Source organism: Pseudooceanicola aestuariicola (assembly GCF_045763785.1).
Taxonomy (GTDB): Bacteria; Pseudomonadota; Alphaproteobacteria; order Rhodobacterales; family Rhodobacteraceae; genus Pseudooceanicola.
The window spans coordinates 554,466-570,842 of the sequence record NZ_JBJGSF010000002.1; the positions used below are offsets into that span (position 1 = coordinate 554,466).

At 60.6% G+C, this 16,377-nt stretch carries 17 protein-coding genes; 9 read left to right on the forward strand and 8 right to left on the reverse strand.

Annotated features, from left to right (window positions below):
• Positions 1–18: 18 nt before the first annotated feature.
• Positions 19–1,212, forward strand: coding sequence for a 3-oxoadipyl-CoA thiolase (pcaF, locus tag ACI3GR_RS10610; protein ID WP_407494371.1), 1,194 nt, complete (start codon positions 19–21; stop codon positions 1,210–1,212).
• 150 nt (positions 1,213–1,362) lie between these two features.
• Here the strand turns inward: pcaF and map are convergent, their stop codons facing one another.
• Positions 1,363–2,196 (reverse strand): type I methionyl aminopeptidase, encoded by an 834-nt coding sequence (map, locus tag ACI3GR_RS10615; RefSeq protein WP_407494372.1) that lies wholly within the window; start codon positions 2,194–2,196, stop codon positions 1,363–1,365.
• Positions 2,197–2,283: 87 nt separating this feature from the next.
• The gene (sfsA, locus tag ACI3GR_RS10620) at positions 2,284–2,997 is read right to left on the reverse strand and encodes a DNA/RNA nuclease SfsA (protein ID WP_407494373.1); all 714 of its coding nucleotides are present in this window, start codon (positions 2,995–2,997) and stop codon (positions 2,284–2,286) included.
• 50 nt (positions 2,998–3,047) lie between these two features.
• Here sfsA and ACI3GR_RS10625 point away from each other — a divergent pair, with 50 nt between their 5' ends.
• From ACI3GR_RS10625 to ACI3GR_RS10640, 4 genes are read left to right on the forward strand one after another with little or no spacing between them, the layout of a single operon-like run.
• A complete protein-coding gene (locus ACI3GR_RS10625) occupies positions 3,048–3,773 on the forward strand; it encodes a competence/damage-inducible protein A (RefSeq protein ID WP_407494374.1) in 726 nt (241 codons plus the stop codon).
• Positions 3,766–4,488 carry a GNAT family N-acetyltransferase gene (locus tag ACI3GR_RS10630; RefSeq protein ID WP_407494375.1) on the forward strand — a complete coding sequence of 241 codons (723 nt, stop codon included), beginning with the start codon at positions 3,766–3,768 and terminating at the stop codon, positions 4,486–4,488. Before ACI3GR_RS10625 ends, ACI3GR_RS10630 begins: the two co-directional genes overlap by 8 nt.
• A 1-nt stretch (position 4,489) precedes the next feature.
• Positions 4,490–5,062 (forward strand): peroxidase-related enzyme, encoded by a 573-nt coding sequence (locus ACI3GR_RS10635; protein ID WP_407494376.1) that lies wholly within the window; start codon positions 4,490–4,492, stop codon positions 5,060–5,062.
• Complete coding sequence (locus ACI3GR_RS10640) at positions 5,034–6,014, forward strand: OmpA family protein (RefSeq protein ID WP_407494378.1); 981 nt, start codon at positions 5,034–5,036, stop codon at positions 6,012–6,014. Before ACI3GR_RS10635 ends, ACI3GR_RS10640 begins: the two co-directional genes overlap by 29 nt.
• A gap of 76 nt (positions 6,015–6,090) precedes the next feature.
• Here ACI3GR_RS10640 and ACI3GR_RS10645 read toward each other — a convergent pair whose 3' ends face one another.
• From ACI3GR_RS10645 to ilvD, 5 genes are all read right to left on the reverse strand, one after another.
• The gene (locus ACI3GR_RS10645; RefSeq protein ID WP_407494380.1) at positions 6,091–6,996 is read right to left on the reverse strand and encodes a LysR family transcriptional regulator; all 906 of its coding nucleotides are present in this window, start codon (positions 6,994–6,996) and stop codon (positions 6,091–6,093) included.
• Positions 6,997–7,160: 164 nt separating this feature from the next.
• Positions 7,161–7,532 carry a hypothetical protein gene (locus ACI3GR_RS10650; protein WP_407494381.1) on the reverse strand — a complete coding sequence of 124 codons (372 nt, stop codon included), beginning with the start codon at positions 7,530–7,532 and terminating at the stop codon, positions 7,161–7,163.
• Between the two features lie 11 nt (positions 7,533–7,543).
• A complete protein-coding gene (locus tag ACI3GR_RS10655; RefSeq protein WP_407494383.1) occupies positions 7,544–8,317 on the reverse strand; it encodes a DUF6478 family protein in 774 nt (257 codons plus the stop codon).
• A gap of 105 nt (positions 8,318–8,422) precedes the next feature.
• The gene (locus ACI3GR_RS10660) at positions 8,423–9,061 is read right to left on the reverse strand and encodes a hypothetical protein (RefSeq protein ID WP_407494385.1); all 639 of its coding nucleotides are present in this window, start codon (positions 9,059–9,061) and stop codon (positions 8,423–8,425) included.
• Positions 9,048–10,805 carry a dihydroxy-acid dehydratase gene (gene ilvD, locus ACI3GR_RS10665; RefSeq protein WP_407494387.1) on the reverse strand — a complete coding sequence of 586 codons (1,758 nt, stop codon included), beginning with the start codon at positions 10,803–10,805 and terminating at the stop codon, positions 9,048–9,050. Before ilvD ends, ACI3GR_RS10660 begins: the two co-directional genes overlap by 14 nt.
• Before the next feature lie 102 nt (positions 10,806–10,907).
• Between ilvD and ACI3GR_RS10670 the strand changes: the two genes are divergently transcribed.
• From ACI3GR_RS10670 to ACI3GR_RS10685, 4 genes are read left to right on the forward strand one after another with little or no spacing between them, the layout of a single operon-like run.
• On the forward strand, positions 10,908–11,768 hold the full coding sequence (locus tag ACI3GR_RS10670; RefSeq protein WP_407494389.1) for a CPBP family intramembrane glutamic endopeptidase: 861 nt from the start codon (positions 10,908–10,910) through the stop codon (positions 11,766–11,768).
• A gap of 1 nt (position 11,769) precedes the next feature.
• Positions 11,770–12,672: a CPBP family intramembrane glutamic endopeptidase gene (locus ACI3GR_RS10675; protein ID WP_407494391.1), complete on the forward strand. Its 903-nt coding sequence runs from the start codon at positions 11,770–11,772 to the stop codon at positions 12,670–12,672.
• A gap of 59 nt (positions 12,673–12,731) precedes the next feature.
• The gene (gene accD, locus ACI3GR_RS10680) at positions 12,732–13,694 is read left to right on the forward strand and encodes an acetyl-CoA carboxylase, carboxyltransferase subunit beta (RefSeq protein WP_407494392.1); all 963 of its coding nucleotides are present in this window, start codon (positions 12,732–12,734) and stop codon (positions 13,692–13,694) included.
• Positions 13,691–14,962: a bifunctional folylpolyglutamate synthase/dihydrofolate synthase gene (locus ACI3GR_RS10685; RefSeq protein ID WP_407494393.1), complete on the forward strand. Its 1,272-nt coding sequence runs from the start codon at positions 13,691–13,693 to the stop codon at positions 14,960–14,962. The genes accD and ACI3GR_RS10685 overlap by 4 nt, the downstream gene beginning before the upstream one ends.
• A gap of 278 nt (positions 14,963–15,240) precedes the next feature.
• On the opposite strand, the gene zapE is transcribed toward ACI3GR_RS10685, so the two are convergent.
• A complete protein-coding gene (gene zapE, locus ACI3GR_RS10690) occupies positions 15,241–16,314 on the reverse strand; it encodes a cell division protein ZapE (protein ID WP_407494395.1) in 1,074 nt (357 codons plus the stop codon).
• Positions 16,315–16,377: the final 63 nt, after the last annotated feature.

Below are 16,377 nucleotides of genomic sequence, written 5' to 3' on the forward strand. Positions count from 1 at the left end.
TATTCCGGAGGAAACGACATGACCGAAGCCTATCTTTGCGATGGATTGCGCACACCCATTGGGCGGTATGGCGGGGCGCTGGCCTCGGTCCGCCCGGACGACATGCTGGCGCAGGTAATGCGCGATCTGGCCGCGCGAAACTCGGGCCTGAAAGTTGACGAAGTCATGATGGGCTGCGCCAACCAAGCTGGTGAAGACAACCGCAACGTCGCGCGGATGGCGGCCTTGCTGTCTGGCTTGGGTGAAGACGTGCCGGGTATGACGATCAACCGGCTGTGCGGCTCTGGCCTCGATGCGGTTGGCACGGCGGCGCGGGCCGTGAAGTCTGGCGAAGTGGACGTCGTGATGGCGGGCGGCGTCGAGTCGATGTCGCGTGCCCCGCTGGTGATGCCCAAGGCCGACAGCGCCTTTTCGCGGAAGGCCGAGATCTACGACACCACCATCGGCTGGCGCTTTGTGAACAAGGCGATGCACAAGCACTTTGGCACCGATTCCATGCCCGAGACGGCGGAAAACGTGGCCGAGCAGTTCCAGATCGACCGCTCTTCGCAGGACGCCTTTGCCCTACGCTCGCAGGAACGCGCTGCAGCGGCTATCGCTTCGGGTCGTCTGGCAGAAGAAATCACGCCCGTGACGATCCCGCAGCGCAAAGGCGATCCGATCGTCGTTGATACCGACGAACACCCCCGTACGACCACGATGGAGAAACTGGCCAAGCTGCCCGCACCTTTCCGAGAAGGTGGATCGGTCACGGCGGGCAATGCATCGGGCGTCAACGATGGGGCCTGTGCCGTGATCGTTGCCTCGGCTGAGGCGGTAAAGAAATACGGTCTAACGCCGCGCGCACGGATCACGGCGATGGCCACGACCGGTGTGCCGCCGCGCATCATGGGGATCGGGCCTGCGCCCGCGACCGAAAAGCTGATGGCGATGACCGGGACAAGCATCGGTGACATCGACCTGATCGAGCTGAACGAAGCCTTCGCCGCCCAAGGTCTGGCCGTCACGCGTCAGCTGGGCCTGCCGGACGATGCAGATCATGTGAACCCGAACGGTGGGGCGATTGCACTGGGCCATCCGCTAGGTATGTCCGGCGCGCGTCTGGCGCTGACGGCGTCGCTGTCGATGGGCCACATGGGCGCAAAGCGCGCCGTGTGCACCATGTGCATCGGCGTCGGTCAGGGCATCGCCCTGATGCTGGAAGCGGTCTAACCACACGCCTTCCGGGACGCCTCAATGACCTTTGTGAATTTGTGGCGTCTCTCAGGCTTTTTCAGCTTGATGCAAATATCCCTCGGGGGGTGATCCGCAGGATCTTTGGGGGGCAGACAGCCCCCCTTTCCTTTCGGCTGGCCGAAAGGCTTAGCCGTATGTTGGGTGGAACATATCCGCGGGCGACAGTGTGAACAGCTCGCACCCGTCCGCCGTGACGCCGACGGAATGTTCGAACTGCGCCGACAGGGATTTGTCACGGGTTACCGCGGTCCAGTCGTCGGCCAGAACCTTGGTTTCCGGGCGGCCCAGGTTCACCATCGGTTCGATGGTAAAGAACATGCCTTCTTCCAGCGTCGGTCCGGTGCCGGGACGGCCATAGTGCAGGACGTTCGGTGGCGCGTGGAACACGCGGCCCAAGCCATGGCCACAGAAATCGCGGACGACGGACATGCGGTTCGCCTCGACGTAGGTCTGAATGGCATAGCCGATGTCGCCAAAGGTGTTGCCGGGCTTTACGACCTCGATCCCCTTCAGCAGGGCATCATGGGTCACTTGGATCAGGCGTTCGGCCTTCCGCGACAGCTTGCCCGCCACGTACATACGGCTGGTGTCACCATACCAGCCATCGACGATCACCGTGACGTCGATATTCAGGATGTCGCCATCCTTCAGTTTTTTGTCGCCGGGAATACCGTGGCAGACCACGTGGTTGATCGAGATACACGAAGCATGCTGATACCCCTTATAGCCAATCGTGGCCGAGGTCGCGCCAGCCGCGTTCACCTTGTCTTCGATGATGCGGTCCAGCTCTCCGGTGGTTTGGCCGGGAAAGACGTGTTCGGCGATCTCATCCAGAATTTGCGCAGCCAGTGCACCAGCCTTGCGCATGCCAGCGAAGTCCGCGTCCTGATAGATGCGGATACCATCGCGTGTGATCTGGCTTTTGTCGTCCACTTTCAGCCCTTTCAGTCTTTGCTCCATAAATAGGTCACTTTTGGCATCGATACAACGTGTTGGGGTGTCGCGCTGCGATGCAGTATCCGCAGGCGTGCGAATTCATGGGTGCCTTCAGACCTTGGGCCTGTCAAAGGGCAGGGGTCCGGCAATCTCGATCCCCTCGGGCGTGATATGCGCGGCGATTGCGCGGGCTTCGACCCCGGCGGTCAGGGCATCGGTGACCGCGCGGGCATAGGTCGGGTCGATATCCCCCGCCGCGCCGACGCGATCTGCATCGGTGCGCTGAACGAGGTATAGGATCATCGCGCGGTGCCCGGCCTGAACCATCTGCGCCAGATCGGCCATGTGCCGGGCGCCCCGCGCGGTGACGCTGTCAGGGAATTCTGCCAGCCCGGGTTGGCGCATCAGGGTGACGGACTTCACCTCGACATAAAAATCCGGGCGGTCGGGGGCGCGGAACAGGAAATCGATCCGGCTTTTCTCGGCGTATTTCTGTTCGGGCAGAATGGTGGGGTAATCCGCGAAATCCGCAATCTCGCCGGCTGTGAACGCCTCTTTCAACGCGCGATTGGCCAGAGAGGTGTCGACGCTGGTGAAATGCCCGTTTTCGTGGTCGACCAGCCGCCAGCCGTATTTCAGCTTTTTCTTCGGATCATCATTGGGTTCCACCCAGATGCGCGTGCCCGGCTCGGCCAGACCCATCATCGATCCCGGGTTTGCGCAATGGGCAGTCACCTCGGTGCCGTCGTCCAGTTGGATATCGGCTAGGAAACGTTTGTAGCGGCGGATCAGCCGCGCAGGAACGAGAGGGGTTTGAAAGCGCATGGGGCGGGCCTATACCCTTTTCAAACGGAAAGACAAAGTCAGGAGCCTTCATGCCCAATCCAACCGCCGCCATGCTGGTCATCGGGGATGAGATCCTGTCGGGCCGCACGCGCGATGCCAATATGCACCATCTGGCGCAAGAACTGGTCAAGGTCGGTATCGACCTGAAAGAAGTGCGGGTGGTGTCGGACGACGCGCCTGCAATCGTCGCGGCCGTCCGCGCGCTGTCCGAGGCGTTTGACACGGTCATCACCTCGGGCGGGATCGGGCCGACGCATGATGACATCACCGCAGATTGCATTGCCGAGGCGTTCGGTCGGTCCATCGACGTGCGCGATGATGCGCGGCAACTGCTGGCCGACGCCTATGGTGCACGCGGGGTAGAGTTGACCGAGGCTCGGCTGCGGATGGCGCGGATCCCGGATGGGGCGGCGCTGATTGATAACCCGGTGTCGACCGCGCCGGGGTTCACGGTGGAAAATGTACATGTCATGGCCGGGGTGCCTGCCGTGTTTCAGGCCATGGTCGCATCGGTCCTTCCGACCCTGACAGGCGGCACACCGCTGCTAAGCCAATCGTTGCGCGTCATGCGTCCCGAAAGCGAAATCGCCAGTCCGCTGCGTGATCTGGCGGCAGAGTTTTCGGACCTGTCCTTCGGCTCGTATCCGTTTCAAACGGATGGCGTCTATGGGGCCAACGTGGTTGTGCGGGGGCAGGATGGTGCGCGGCTGGACGCGGCGATGGTGAAATTGTCCGAGGTGTTTCCTGATGCCTGATCTTATTGATTACTTCGCTTGCGCCGATGCGACCTGGCCCGCGGCAGAGAAGATCGAGTGTGGGCCTTTCATGCTGCGTAAATCCCCGGGCGGCGGTAAACGCGTGACGGCAGCGACGGTGATCGGCGACGTGACCTCTGATGATATCGCCATTGCTGAAACGCGGATGCGGGAGTTTGGTCAGAAGCCACTATTTTCCCTGCGGGCGGGCGATGAGGAACTGGACGATATTCTGGCGGCGCGAGGGTACGCCATGGTCGATCAGACCAATGTGCTAAGCGCGCCGGTCGAGGACCTGATCCATGAGGACACGGACATCGAACAGGCCAGCCTTGCGGTTTGGGAGCCTTTGGCGATCCAACTGGATTTCTGGGCGCAGGGTGGCGTAGGCCCGGATCGGATCGCCGTGATGGAGCGTGCCGATTGCCCCAAGACCGCGCTGATCGGACGGCATGACAATTCCCCCGGCGGCACCTGCTATGTGGGCGTGGCGCAGGGTATCGGCATGATGCACGCGCTGGAAATCGTCCCCTCGGCCCGCCGCGCCGGTATGGGCCGCGCAATGAGCGTGCACGCCGCGCAATGGGCCGCCCAAGAAGGCGCGACGCATTTCGCGGTGCTTTGCGTACAGGCGAATGAGGCGGCGAATGCCTTGTATGCCAAGCTGGGAATGACCAAGGTGGGTCAGTACCATTATCGGATCAAGGAAAGCTGAGATGAGCAAAAGCGACCTGCCCACCGCGTTGAACCTACCCATGGTCGACCCGCTGCCCGCGCCGACGCAGAAGTATTTTGACATCTGTCAGGACAAGCTGGGGATGGTGCCGAACGTCTTGAAAGCGCACGCTTTTGACATCGACAAGCTGAACGCATTCACCGCGCTCTATAACGATCTGATGCTGGCTGATAGCGGGATCACCAAGCTTGAGCGTGAGTTGATCGCCGTCGTTGTGTCTTCGATCAACGGGTGTTTCTACTGTCTGACGGCGCATGGGGCGGCAGTGCGCGAATTGTCGGGCGATCCCAAGCTGGGCGAGATGATGGTGATGAACTATCGCGTCGCCGATCTGGAGCCGCGCCAGCGCGCGATGCTGGATTTTGCCGCCAAGGTCACCACGGAAAGCCGCAAGATCGAAGAGGCCGACCGTCAGGCCCTGCGCGATCATGGATTCACCGATCGTGATATCTGGGACATCGCCAACGTGGCGGCCTTTTTCAACATGACGAACCGGGTGGCTAGCGCCACGGACATGCGACCGAATGATGAGTACCACTCTCAGGCACGCTAGGGTCTTGCGCTGGTCCTGTGTTGCGCTGATCGCGGGCCTTTTCGGGGCGCCTGCGTGGGCTTTTGAGCCAAGCCTGCCTGATGCCGCCAGTGCGACCTTCGATGATCGGGACGCGCTGGGATCAGTTGCTGTGCCGATTGCGCCTTATGGGGCCGACGATCCAACCGTTGTGGTCGAGGGGCCGTTGCGGCGCCGTGCTTGGTTGATCCCGTCTCCGACATTGCCGACCCTGCGGATCGTCCAAGACCTGCGAGAAGAGATCACTGCGGCTGGATACGAGATCGTGCTGGATTGCGCGGGCGAGGATTGCGGTGGGTTTGATTTCCGCTTTGACCTGCCGGTTCTGGCGGCGCCTGCAATGAACGTCGATCTGTTCGATTTCCGGGTGCTGACGGCGACCAAATCCTTCGGCCCGCAGACCGAATATCTGTATGTTCTGGTCAGTAAGGGCCGCAGCAACCGTTATATCCAGTTGTTCGAGGTGGTCGAGAACGGCGCAGCCTCTCCTCGGGGTGAGGGTGCGGCGCAGGCCAGCGACGCTACGACACCCGCACCATCCACGCCGATCTCGAGCAATGTGTTCGTGTCGCGCCTTGTCGACTCTGGCCACGTTGTTCTGTCTGATCTGGAATTTGCAACGGGTGCAGATGCGTTGAGCGAACGGGATTACAGCTCGCTCTCCGCATTGGCGGATTACCTGATCCAAAATCCCGCTAGTCGTCTGGCGTTGGTCGGCCATACCGATGCGGTTGGTTCGTTGGATGCGAATATCGCCTTGTCGCAACGCCGGGCAGAATCGGTGCGGCAGCGTCTGATCCGGGCTTACGATATCCCCGAAACCCAGATCACGGCGCGGGGCGCGGGCTATCTTGCCCCTGTTCAAAGCAATCTGACCGCGCAAGGCCGTACCGCAAACCGACGGGTCGAAGCGATCCTTCTGTCGATCGAATAACCAAAGAAAAACCCGGCGAAAACGCCGGGTTGTAGGTGGCCTTGGGTAAGGCGGGGGAAGGAAACCTAAAGTCGTGTCACCAGATGTCGGGGCCTTTTTCAGCAAAGGACCGGACAAGGAAGTCGATGAAGGCACGCACCTTGGGCTGGGTGAACCGGCCCGGCGGGTAGACCGCATAGATGCCTTGCGTTTCTGCAGGAAGCTCCGGGATCGCGTCGACCACCAACCCGTCTTTCAGCGCATCGGCATAAAGGAAGGACGGTAGGTAAGCGATGCCAAGACCCGCGATGGCGGCGTTTAGCAGGGATTGCCCATCGTTGACCGACAGCCAGCCTGCGGTGCGCACCTGACGCTTTTCGCCAGACGGCGCGGTCAGCTTCCAGACGTTGCCAGAGGCCTGCGAGCTGTAGTGCAACAGCTTGTGTTCGTTCAGATCGTCGATCTTCTGCGGACGGCCATATTTTTCAAAATAGGCCGGGGCCGCGATCATACGCTTCGACGTCTCGGTCAGCTTGCGGGCTCGCAGGGTGCTGTCTTCCAACTCACCGATGCGGATGGCCATGTCGAAGCCTTCCGAGATCAGTTCTACGTAGCGATTGTTCAACACCATGTTCACCGTGATGTCCGGGAATTCAGCGAGGAATTCGCCCAACACCGGGCTTAGATGATTGACACCAAAGTCGGTCGCCACGCTGATCCGCAACAGCCCAGAGGGCGCGGATTGCATCGAGGTGACCAATGCGTCGGCTTCTCCGGCGTCGTTCAGGACGCGGCGGGCACGGTCATAATAGGCCAAGCCGATCTCGGTCGGGGATACACGACGTGTTGTCCGGTTCAGAAGACGTGCGCCCAATCGCGCTTCCAAAGAGGAAACGTGTTTGGACACGGCGGATTTGCTGATCCCCATCTTCTTGGCCGCGTCGGTGAAACCACCTTGATCCACGACCGTCGCAAATGCTTCCATTTCTGTCAGACGGTCCATTGCCTTACCTTTCTGCCTGTACTCAGTATTCTGCCTTGGCATCAGGTATCGCCGCCAATCTGGGCACAATCCGGGCGGGCCATCGTCAATATGGGGGTATTGTCGGGATCGTTTATGGACTGGAAACAGGGAAACACCCCGTTTCCCGCCACATTTGCGCTAATTCAGGCGGTTTCGACGCAATGTCGCCGGAAAGCGCGTTTCAGAAGGTCCAGTTCTTCGCGCAGCAGGTCAATCTCGGCTTGGATTGTTTCGTCGGCGGCTTCACCGGCGATTATGGCAAGACTGTCCAGAACATCGCCGGTATTGGTTTCGATGATTGTGATTGTCTGGATCCCGTCACTGATTGCCGCCACGGGGATGTCGAAGGCGACACGCCATGTGCCGTCGCCTGCAGGGGTTACAGCCACGTCGTCCAAGGGGCGGTCACGGAACCGTGCCGACACGCCGGGGCGCAGGTCTTCGGGCACATTGGAAATCACGCCCTCGTATCGGCCGTTGGTCAGGCGGGTCTTGGTCACCTTTAGGATGCTCATCGGGACGTCCTTCAGAATTCAGCGCGGGGGCAGCGGGCCAGGGTCAGGTCGCGGATTGTGACTTGGTTCATGTCCGGGCCTTCAAAGATCAGGTCCAGCCAAGCCTTTTCCAGCCGTTCTTCGTTGATGTCAGTATAGGCGAGGTCGAATTCGATCATCGTCTCTTCGCCCTTCACGGGGAATTCACGGACGATCTGTTCGGTATTCGGGCCTTGGGTGATATTCAGACGCGCAAACATTTCCAGCGGTTTTTCCAGCTCGACCCGCATGGTCAGGCGGATCAGGTGGGTTTTGCGCAGGCCCACCAGCGCATCATCAGGCATTTCGATCACCAGAGACAGGAACGATCCATCAAAGGCGAAAACGTCCATCCGCAGACCGTAGGGCGCAATGTCGATGGCGCGCGTATTGCGCAACTGGCGCAGGGACAGTTCGGAATGGATGCAATCGTGGTGCAGCGTGATTTCATGGCCCAGCCGCGATTTCGCCGGGGCCGAGGCGATCCCGCGTGCCGGCACAGGGCCACGCCACAACTCTGGCCGCCACGACCAATCGGTGCCGTGGGGCAGGGGAAAGACGTTTGATCCCAGCAGCGGCAGGGCCAGTCGCGCGTCCGCCTCGTGCAGCAGCGCATCGAGGTTGGATTTCAGCGCTTTGGCTTTGGCGCGTGTGCCGCGAAGCTCAGACAGGTCGTCGGTGCGCGCTTTCTTGGCCGCCTTTTTCCAACGGGCCAATTCCCGTTGGGTCACAAAGTGGTCCAGAAATTTCGAAATCGCGCTTGCCATGGATGCCTGTCGTTCTTCGGTCTGCCGCCGGAGTGATTGCCCTGACTATGTATACTGCAAGGGTTAACGCACGGCTATACCGTTGACGCGCCAGTCGCGTGCGCCTTATCCGCCCGGGCTGTCGCCGCGGATATTTCGTGCAAGAGTCAGCAACAGGTTGCGCCCCTCAAGGCCCGCGCCCGACCCATCCTGCATGGCGTAGGCCGCCAGCCCAATGGTGTGATCGTTGGCCTGAAGAACGCCGCGCCAATGAACCGGATCGGCCTGATCCGTCGCGCTTGTCCCGCCGTTCGACAATTGCACAACCCGGACGTTGTCGATCACGGCGTCATATAAGACGGTCGCCGGGCCGAAGGTCTCGGCGATGCTTTCGGCGCTGGGCAAAGGTGTGTCGGGGCCTGATCTGACAGCGGTGACGGTTAGCATGGTCAGCGACGTGATGCCCGCCGTTTCATCCTGACGCAGCACGTCGCATTGGGCCAGCAGCGCGAATTGCCGGGCGCCGCGGTTCTTCAGCGACCGTCCGTCAATGCAGTAGCCCGCTGGTGGTGTCAGGGTGATGGTGCCTTGATCCAGGGTCGCGGTTTCAAGAACGGACCCGGAGGTGCCCCCGGATCCGGCGAACAACCCGCCGGTGGGGGCTTCGCCGCATGCGCTGAAGCTTAGCACTGCGACACAAGAGAGGGCCGGGATCACCTTGCGGTGCCCGGCCCCTTTTTTGTCTGACCCCTTAAAGGTCCGCATAGATGTGCTTTTCAGCTTTTCCACCGGGATGCGTCACCGCGCCCAGATAGGTCTTGCCGACAAGCTGGGCGTACTTCCACAGCGCACCCGAGGCATAGATCGTGTCGCGCGGGCCTTTCCAGTCGGCCTTGCGCGCTTCCAGCTCGTCATCGGTCAGATCGACCGAAATTTCGCCAGAGACCGCGTCGATGGTGATCATGTCGCCATCTTTCAGCAGGGCGATGGGGCCGCCGTGTGCTGCCTCGGGGCCGACGTGACCGACGCAGAAGCCGCGCGTCGCGCCCGAGAAGCGGCCGTCGGTGATCAGCGCGACCTTCTTGCCCATGCCCTGACCGGACAGAGCTGCGGTGGTGGCCAGCATTTCGCGCATGCCGGGGCCGCCTGCGGGGCCTTCGTTCCGGATGACGATGACTTCGCCTTCTTTATATTCGCGCTTTTGCACTGCGGCGAAGGCGTCTTCTTCGCATTCGAACACGCGGGCCGGGCCGGTGAACTTCTGGTCTTCGGCCGAAATGCCCGCGACTTTCACGATGGCACCTTCGGGGGCAAGGTTGCCCTTCAGGCCCACGACACCTCCGGTTTTGGTGATCGGCGTTTCGATCGGGTAGATGACTTTGCCGTCAGCTTTGCGCTTCACGGTGTCCAGTTCTTCGCCGATGGTCTTGCCGGAGGCGGTGATGCAGTCTTCGTGGATCAGGCCAGCCTTGCGCAGTTCGTTCATGACAACGGGGATGCCGCCAACGTCGAACAGATCTTTGGCCACATAGTCGCCGCCGGGCTTCAGGTTCACAAAGTAGGGCGTGTCGCGGAAGATTTCGCAGACGTCATCCAGATGGAAGTCGATGCCTGCTTCGTGCGCGATGGCAGGCAGGTGCAGACCCGCGTTGGTCGAGCCGCCGGTGCAGGCAACGACGCGGGCCGCGTTTTCCAGCGATTTGCGGGTGACCACGTCACGGGCGCGGATGTTCTTTTCGATCAGGTTCATCACGGCGCGGCCCGAAGCTTCGCCATACTGATCGCGCGATTCATAAGGTGCGGGCATACCAGAGGAGTTCAGCAGCGCCAGACCGATTGCTTCGGACACGCAGGCCATGGTGTTCGCGGTGAACTGGCCGCCGCACGCGCCCGAGGACGGGCAGGCCACGCGTTCCAGCATGTCGAGCGCCGCGTCCGAGAGTTCGTGGTTCTGGTGACGGCCCACGGCTTCGAACATGTCCTGAACGGTCAGGTCACGGGAGCGGAAGTCTTCGGGGATTTCGTCCACTTGGGGCGCTTTGCCCGGAAGGATCGACCCGCCGTAGATAAAGACGGACGGCACGTTCAGGCGCACCATGGCCATCATCATGCCCGGCAGCGACTTGTCACAGCCAGCCAGACCCACGATGGCGTCATAGCAATGGCCGCGCATGGTCAGTTCGACCGTGTCGGCGATCGCTTCGCGCGATGCCAGCGACGAGCGCATGCCTTCGTGACCCATGGCGATACCATCGGTGACGGTGATGGTGGTGAATTCGCGCGGCGTGCCCTCTGCGGCTTTTACGCCCAGTTTCACGGCCTGAGCCTGACGGTTCAGAGCGATGTTACAGGGGGCTGCTTCGTTCCAGCAGGTGGCGACGCCAACCAAAGGCTGGTGGATCTCTTCTTCCGAGATGCCCATGGCATACAGGTAGGAACGGTGCGGTGCGCGTTCCGGTCCTTCGGTGACGTATCGGCTGGGCAGCCGGGATTTATCGAACTTGGTCATGGAAGCCTCCCCGGGATAACTGGCTGGCATGGGGATAAATGACGCGCCAAGGCCAGACAAGGCCGATTGCGGCTGCTGGTGTGGAAGGATAGCGTGGCCGTCATGAGTTACGAGCCACAGCAGACCCTTACCGATCCAGCGCGGGATCGTTCAGAACTTTGGCGGACTGGCGCGGGTCTGGCGGCTATTACGGTGCTTAGCTTCGTGCTGGCGATGCTGTGGTTTATCGCGGGATCCATGCTGCCGGGGGGCGGTGCGTTGCATCCCGACCTTGGTCCGGCGGGTATGGTCTGGACGCTGTCGACCTTTATCGGACCGACGCTGGCGTTGATCATTGTCATGCGCGTTCTGCACAAGCGCGGCATCCTGTCACTTATCGGGCCGCTTGGTCCGGCCCGCGCGCAATTCCTTAGGGTCCTAGGGGTTCAGGCGGCGGTCATCGCTTTGGCGATGTTGTTGCCAACCCCGGGCGGGGCCGAGGTTCAATTGAACCAAAGCGTCTTACGCTGGCTATCTTGGGTGCCGCTGGCGCTGGTCATGCTGGTCATTCAGATCGGCATAGAAGAGCTGATTTTTCGCGGCTATCTGCAATCGCAACTGGCGGCGCGTTTCAGGCACCCGATCGTGTGGATCGGTCTGCCGTCGATTCTGTTCGCGCTGCTGCATCTTGATCCAACGCTGGACAACAATCGTTGGGCCGTTGTTGCCGTGACCTTCGCCTTTGCCATCGCTGCGGCGGATTTGACCGCGCGGACGGGGACGTTGGGTCCGGCTTTGGCAATGCATCTGGTGAACAACTTCACGTCCCTGTTCCTAATCGGCACCTCGGGACAGATGTCGGGGCTGGCGCTTTATATTATCCCGCTTGATATGTCCGATCCCGCCCTCTGGCCGGTTTTCCTAATCGAAATCGGGCTGATTTTCATCGCGTGGCTGGGCGCGCGGATCGTGCTGCGGCGCTGATATGAAGGCTTACGCCCCGCACGAAGCACTTGTCGAAGCCGCGCGACCATCCAAGGCGCTGATCACGACTGCCGTCGGCTTTGTCGCGATCGAGTTTCTGTACAAGCTGGGGCGCGATCTGCTGGATTTCTTTTTGGCGACCGCCTCACCCGATGTGGCGGACATCATCTTTGATGGCGTCGCGCCGATAGCCGTACTTTATGATCTGGTGTCCTTCGTCATTTTGGCGCTTTTGGTGGTCTGGGTCGCGTGGCGCAGTCATGACCGTGGATTTGCCAGCCTGGTCGGTCCCGGCGACTTGGCGTGGCAAGATCTGCGACTGGCTCTGATCGCGGCCAGCGGGATGCATGTTCTGATGCTGTTCGTCGTGCCTTGGGGCTTGGCCGAGGCCGAAATGCAAACGCTGGTCAATTGGCTCAAAATCCTGCCGGTGGCGATGATCGCCCTGCTGATCCAGACGGGGGCCGAGGAATTGTTTTATCGCGGCTATCTGCAACAGCAACTGGCTGCGCGCTTCCGCCAGACGTGGGTCTGGATGATCGTGCCGAATATCGCCTTTGCTTGGGTCCATTGGGCGAACGGCACGGATACGCAGGATTCTATCTATTACGTCGCGTGGGCGTTTGTCTTTGGGCTGGCGGCCAGCGATCTGACCGCGCGCAGCGGCACGCTTGGCGCGGCGATCGGATTTCATCTGGCCAATAACGCTTTTGCCTTCTTGATTGCGGATACGCAGGGCCGGGCCGGTAGCGGGTTGGCGCTGTACCTATTTCCGATGGAGGCCGACGATTGGGTCGAGGTCGCCGATGATATGGCAGAGCCGCTGATGGCGCAGTACGTGATGGTTGATCTGATGATCGTGCTGGTGACATGGCTTGTCGTGCGCGTTGCCATTCGGCGTTGATTGCAATTCAATGTCCAAGGCCCTATCTGAGGGCCAGTTGAAACCGCCCGGAAAGCGATATGAACTGGATCACCAACTACGTTCGGCCGCGCATTAACTCGATCTTTTCGCGTCGCGAAGTGCCCGAGAATCTCTGGTCCAAATGTTCCGAATGCGGGACCATGTTGTTCCACCGGGAATTGTCCGAGAACCTGAACGTCTGCACGTCGTGCGGCCATCACATGGCGATTTCGCCGCGTGACCGCTTTGCCGCGCTGTTCGACGGCGGGATCTTCGTCGAGGTCAAGGTGCCCGAGCCGGTCACCGACCCGCTGCATTTCCGCGATCAGAAGAAATATCCCGACCGGATGAAAGCCGCGCAGCGCGATACGGGCGAACACGAGGCGATGCTGGTCGCCGAAGGTGAAATCGGTCAGACGCCCATCGTTGCGGCAGCGCAGGATTTTTCCTTTATGGGCGGGTCCATGGGGATGTTCGTCGGCAATGCGATTATCGCAGCAGCAGAACGTGCCGTGCAGCTGGGCCGCCCCTTGGTGCTGTTTTCCGCCGCTGGTGGCGCACGGATGCAGGAAGGTATCCTGTCGCTGATGCAGATGCCGCGCACGACCGTTGCGGTGCAGATGCTGAAAGAAGCCGGGCTGCCCTATATCGTTGTGCTAACGCACCCGACCACGGGCGGCGTGACCGCATCCTATGCGATGTTGGGTGACGTGCAGATTGCCGAACCCAACGCACTGATCTGTTTTGCCGGGCCGCGTGTGATCGAACAGACAATCCGTGAAAAGCTGCCCGAAGGGTTCCAGCGCGCAGAATACCTGCTGGATCACGGGATGCTGGACCGTGTGACCAACCGCAATGACATGCGGGATGAACTGATTACGATCACCCGGATGCTGATGGGGCTGCCGCCTGCGGTTAAGGGATCGTTGCCCAAGCCGGAACCTGAAGCCTTGATCGAAGATCAGACGGACGAATCCACCCCTGCACCGCAGATGCAAACCCCGCCGGAGACTAAGGGTTGAACCAACGCTCTGACGCCATCCTTGAACGGATGATGCGCCTGCACCCCAAGGTCATGGACCTGGTGCTGGATCGGGTGTGGCGGCTTTTGGACGCTTTGGGCAATCCGCAAGACGCGCTTCCGCCCGTGATCCATATCGCGGGAACCAATGGCAAAGGGTCAACTCAGGCGATGATCCGCGCCGGTTTGGAAGGTGCGGGGCAGGCGGTGCATGCCTATACCTCTCCGCATCTGGCACGGTTCCATGAGCGTATCCGCCTTGCCGGAAAGCTGATTTCCGAAGAGGCGCTGAGCGATATTCTGGATGAATGTTATCGCGCCAATGGTGGTGAGCAGATCACCTATTTCGAGATTACGACCTGTGCCGCCTTGCTGGCGTTTGCGCGCATACCTGCAGATTACACGCTGTTAGAGGTCGGGCTTGGCGGGCGGCTGGATGCGACCAACGTGGTGGCGAAGCCAGCGCTGACGATCGTCACGCCGGTATCGATCGACCATACGCAGTTTCTTGGCGACACCATTGAACAGATCGCGGCGGAGAAGGCTGGGATCATCAAGCGCGGGGTGCCTTGTGTCGTGGGGCCGCAGGTTGATGCGGCGCTTGAGGTGATCGAGGCGCAGGCCGCCAAGCTGGGTGCGCCCCTGATGGCCTATGGTCAGCAGTGGCACGTCTGGGAAGAGCAGGGGCGTCTGGTCTATCAGGATGAACAGGGTCTGCTGGACCTTCCTCTGCCCGCGCTTCCTGGCGCGCATCAGGTGCAGAACGCAGGCGCTGCGGTTGCCGCGCTGCGCAGCCTTGGTTGCGGGGAAGAGGCCGCCGAGGCCGCGATGCAAAACGTCCAGTGGCCTGCGCGGATGCAACGGTTGCGGAACGGCCCATTGGTCGATCTGGCTGGGCGGGCCGAGCTGTGGCTGGATGGCGGCCATAACGCATCGGCTGGTGAGGCCTTGGGGCGGTATCTTGCGGGCCTGCCCAAGCGACCCACCTACCTGATCTGCGGAATGCTGAACACAAAGGACGTGCGCGGTTACCTGCGTCCGCTTGCGCCGCATGTCGAACATCTGTCTGCCGTGTCGATCCCGGAAGAGGTCAACACGCTGCCTGCCGCAGACACCGCGCAGGCCGCGCGGGACGTTGGGATGACGGCGTTTGAATGTGACAGCGTCAGCGAAGCCTTGGGCGACATCGTGGCGAAAGACCCTGATGCGCGTATTTTGATCTGCGGGTCGCTGTACCTTGCTGGGCAAATTTTACGCGAAAACGGATAGCAAGGTTAAAGCGCGGTTTAAAAACGCGTCTAGCGTGAAAAAAGTTGGCCCGATTCGCAGAAAGCGAATCACACCCCATTGACCGATTCGTGATGATTCGTTTACCGTGAGGTTAGTTGTTGTACAGGCAATACTTCCTCTTTGAACCTCCGCCCTCCAGTCTTCATACACGCGGCAGTTCGTATAGGGGTAGTGCGCAGCTAAACCTCGGGCACAAGATGAGGGGACCATCAGTGATGGTCCCCCGTTTGTTCAGGGGGTTAGGTCTGCGGGTCAGATCAGGTTTTTCCCTTCCCCCAATCGGCATCCTGCATTTCTCGCAAACGGCTGGCGGTGCGTTCGAATTCGAATACGCCTTCACCTTCGACGTAGAGTGATTCGGGCTGATCAGCGGCCGAGCAGATCAGGCGTACCTTTGCCTCGTAAAGCGCGTCGATCAGGGTGACGAAGCGCTTGGCCTCGTTAAAGTTTGACCGCCCGAGGCGTGGGATGTTTTCCAAAATCAGAACGCGCAGTGCGTCGGCGATGGCAAGGAAATCCCCGGGGCCCATCATCTGTCCGCAGATTTCGTGAAATGTCGCGCGGCCGACACCGTTGCGATAGGCGGGAATAGTGACCTTGCGCCCTTTGACGGTCAGCACCAGCGGCTCTGCCTCTCCGCCCGTCAGATCGGTCCAGATGTCTTCGATCGCTTGCCGTGTGTCGTCGGTGATCGGGGTGAAATAGACTTCACCGCCGGACAGACGGTTCTGGCGATAATCCCGTTCGCTTGCCAGTTCATGCACGACCATCCGATCCTTGATCAGATCGATGAACGGCAGGAACAGTTGGCGATTTAGGCCGTTTTTGTACAGGTCATCTGGGATCCGGTTCGAGGTCGTAACAATAACGATCCCGCGCTTCATCAGTTCGTCAAACAGGCGACCCACGATCATCGCGTCCGCGATATCGGTGATCTGCATTTCATCAAACGCCAGAACGCGCAGGCCCTCGGCAACCTTATCGACCACTGGGGCTAGGCTGTCTTCGGTCTTGGTCTTGCGCGCCTCGTGCAATCCGTTCTGGATTTCCTGCATGAAGGCGTGGAAATGCACGCGGCGGACCGGCACGTCGAGCGATTCAACGAACATATCCATCAGCATCGACTTGCCCCGTCCGACACCACCCCAGAGGTAAAGGCCTTTCGGGGCCTCGACGGTCTTTTTCCGGAAGAAGCCGCGCTTTTGCGGAGTCTCTTCCAGATCGGTCAGGATGCGGTCGAATTCGGGCATCACCTCTTCCTGCGCCGGGTCGGGGTGCAGGTCGCCGGACTTCAACCGGGCGTTGTAAAGGTCGCGCATTTGATGGCTCATACAGCCTGTTACCGTGGGATGAGAGCCGGGGAAAGAGTAGCAGCGCAAATGCGTTGCATCAAA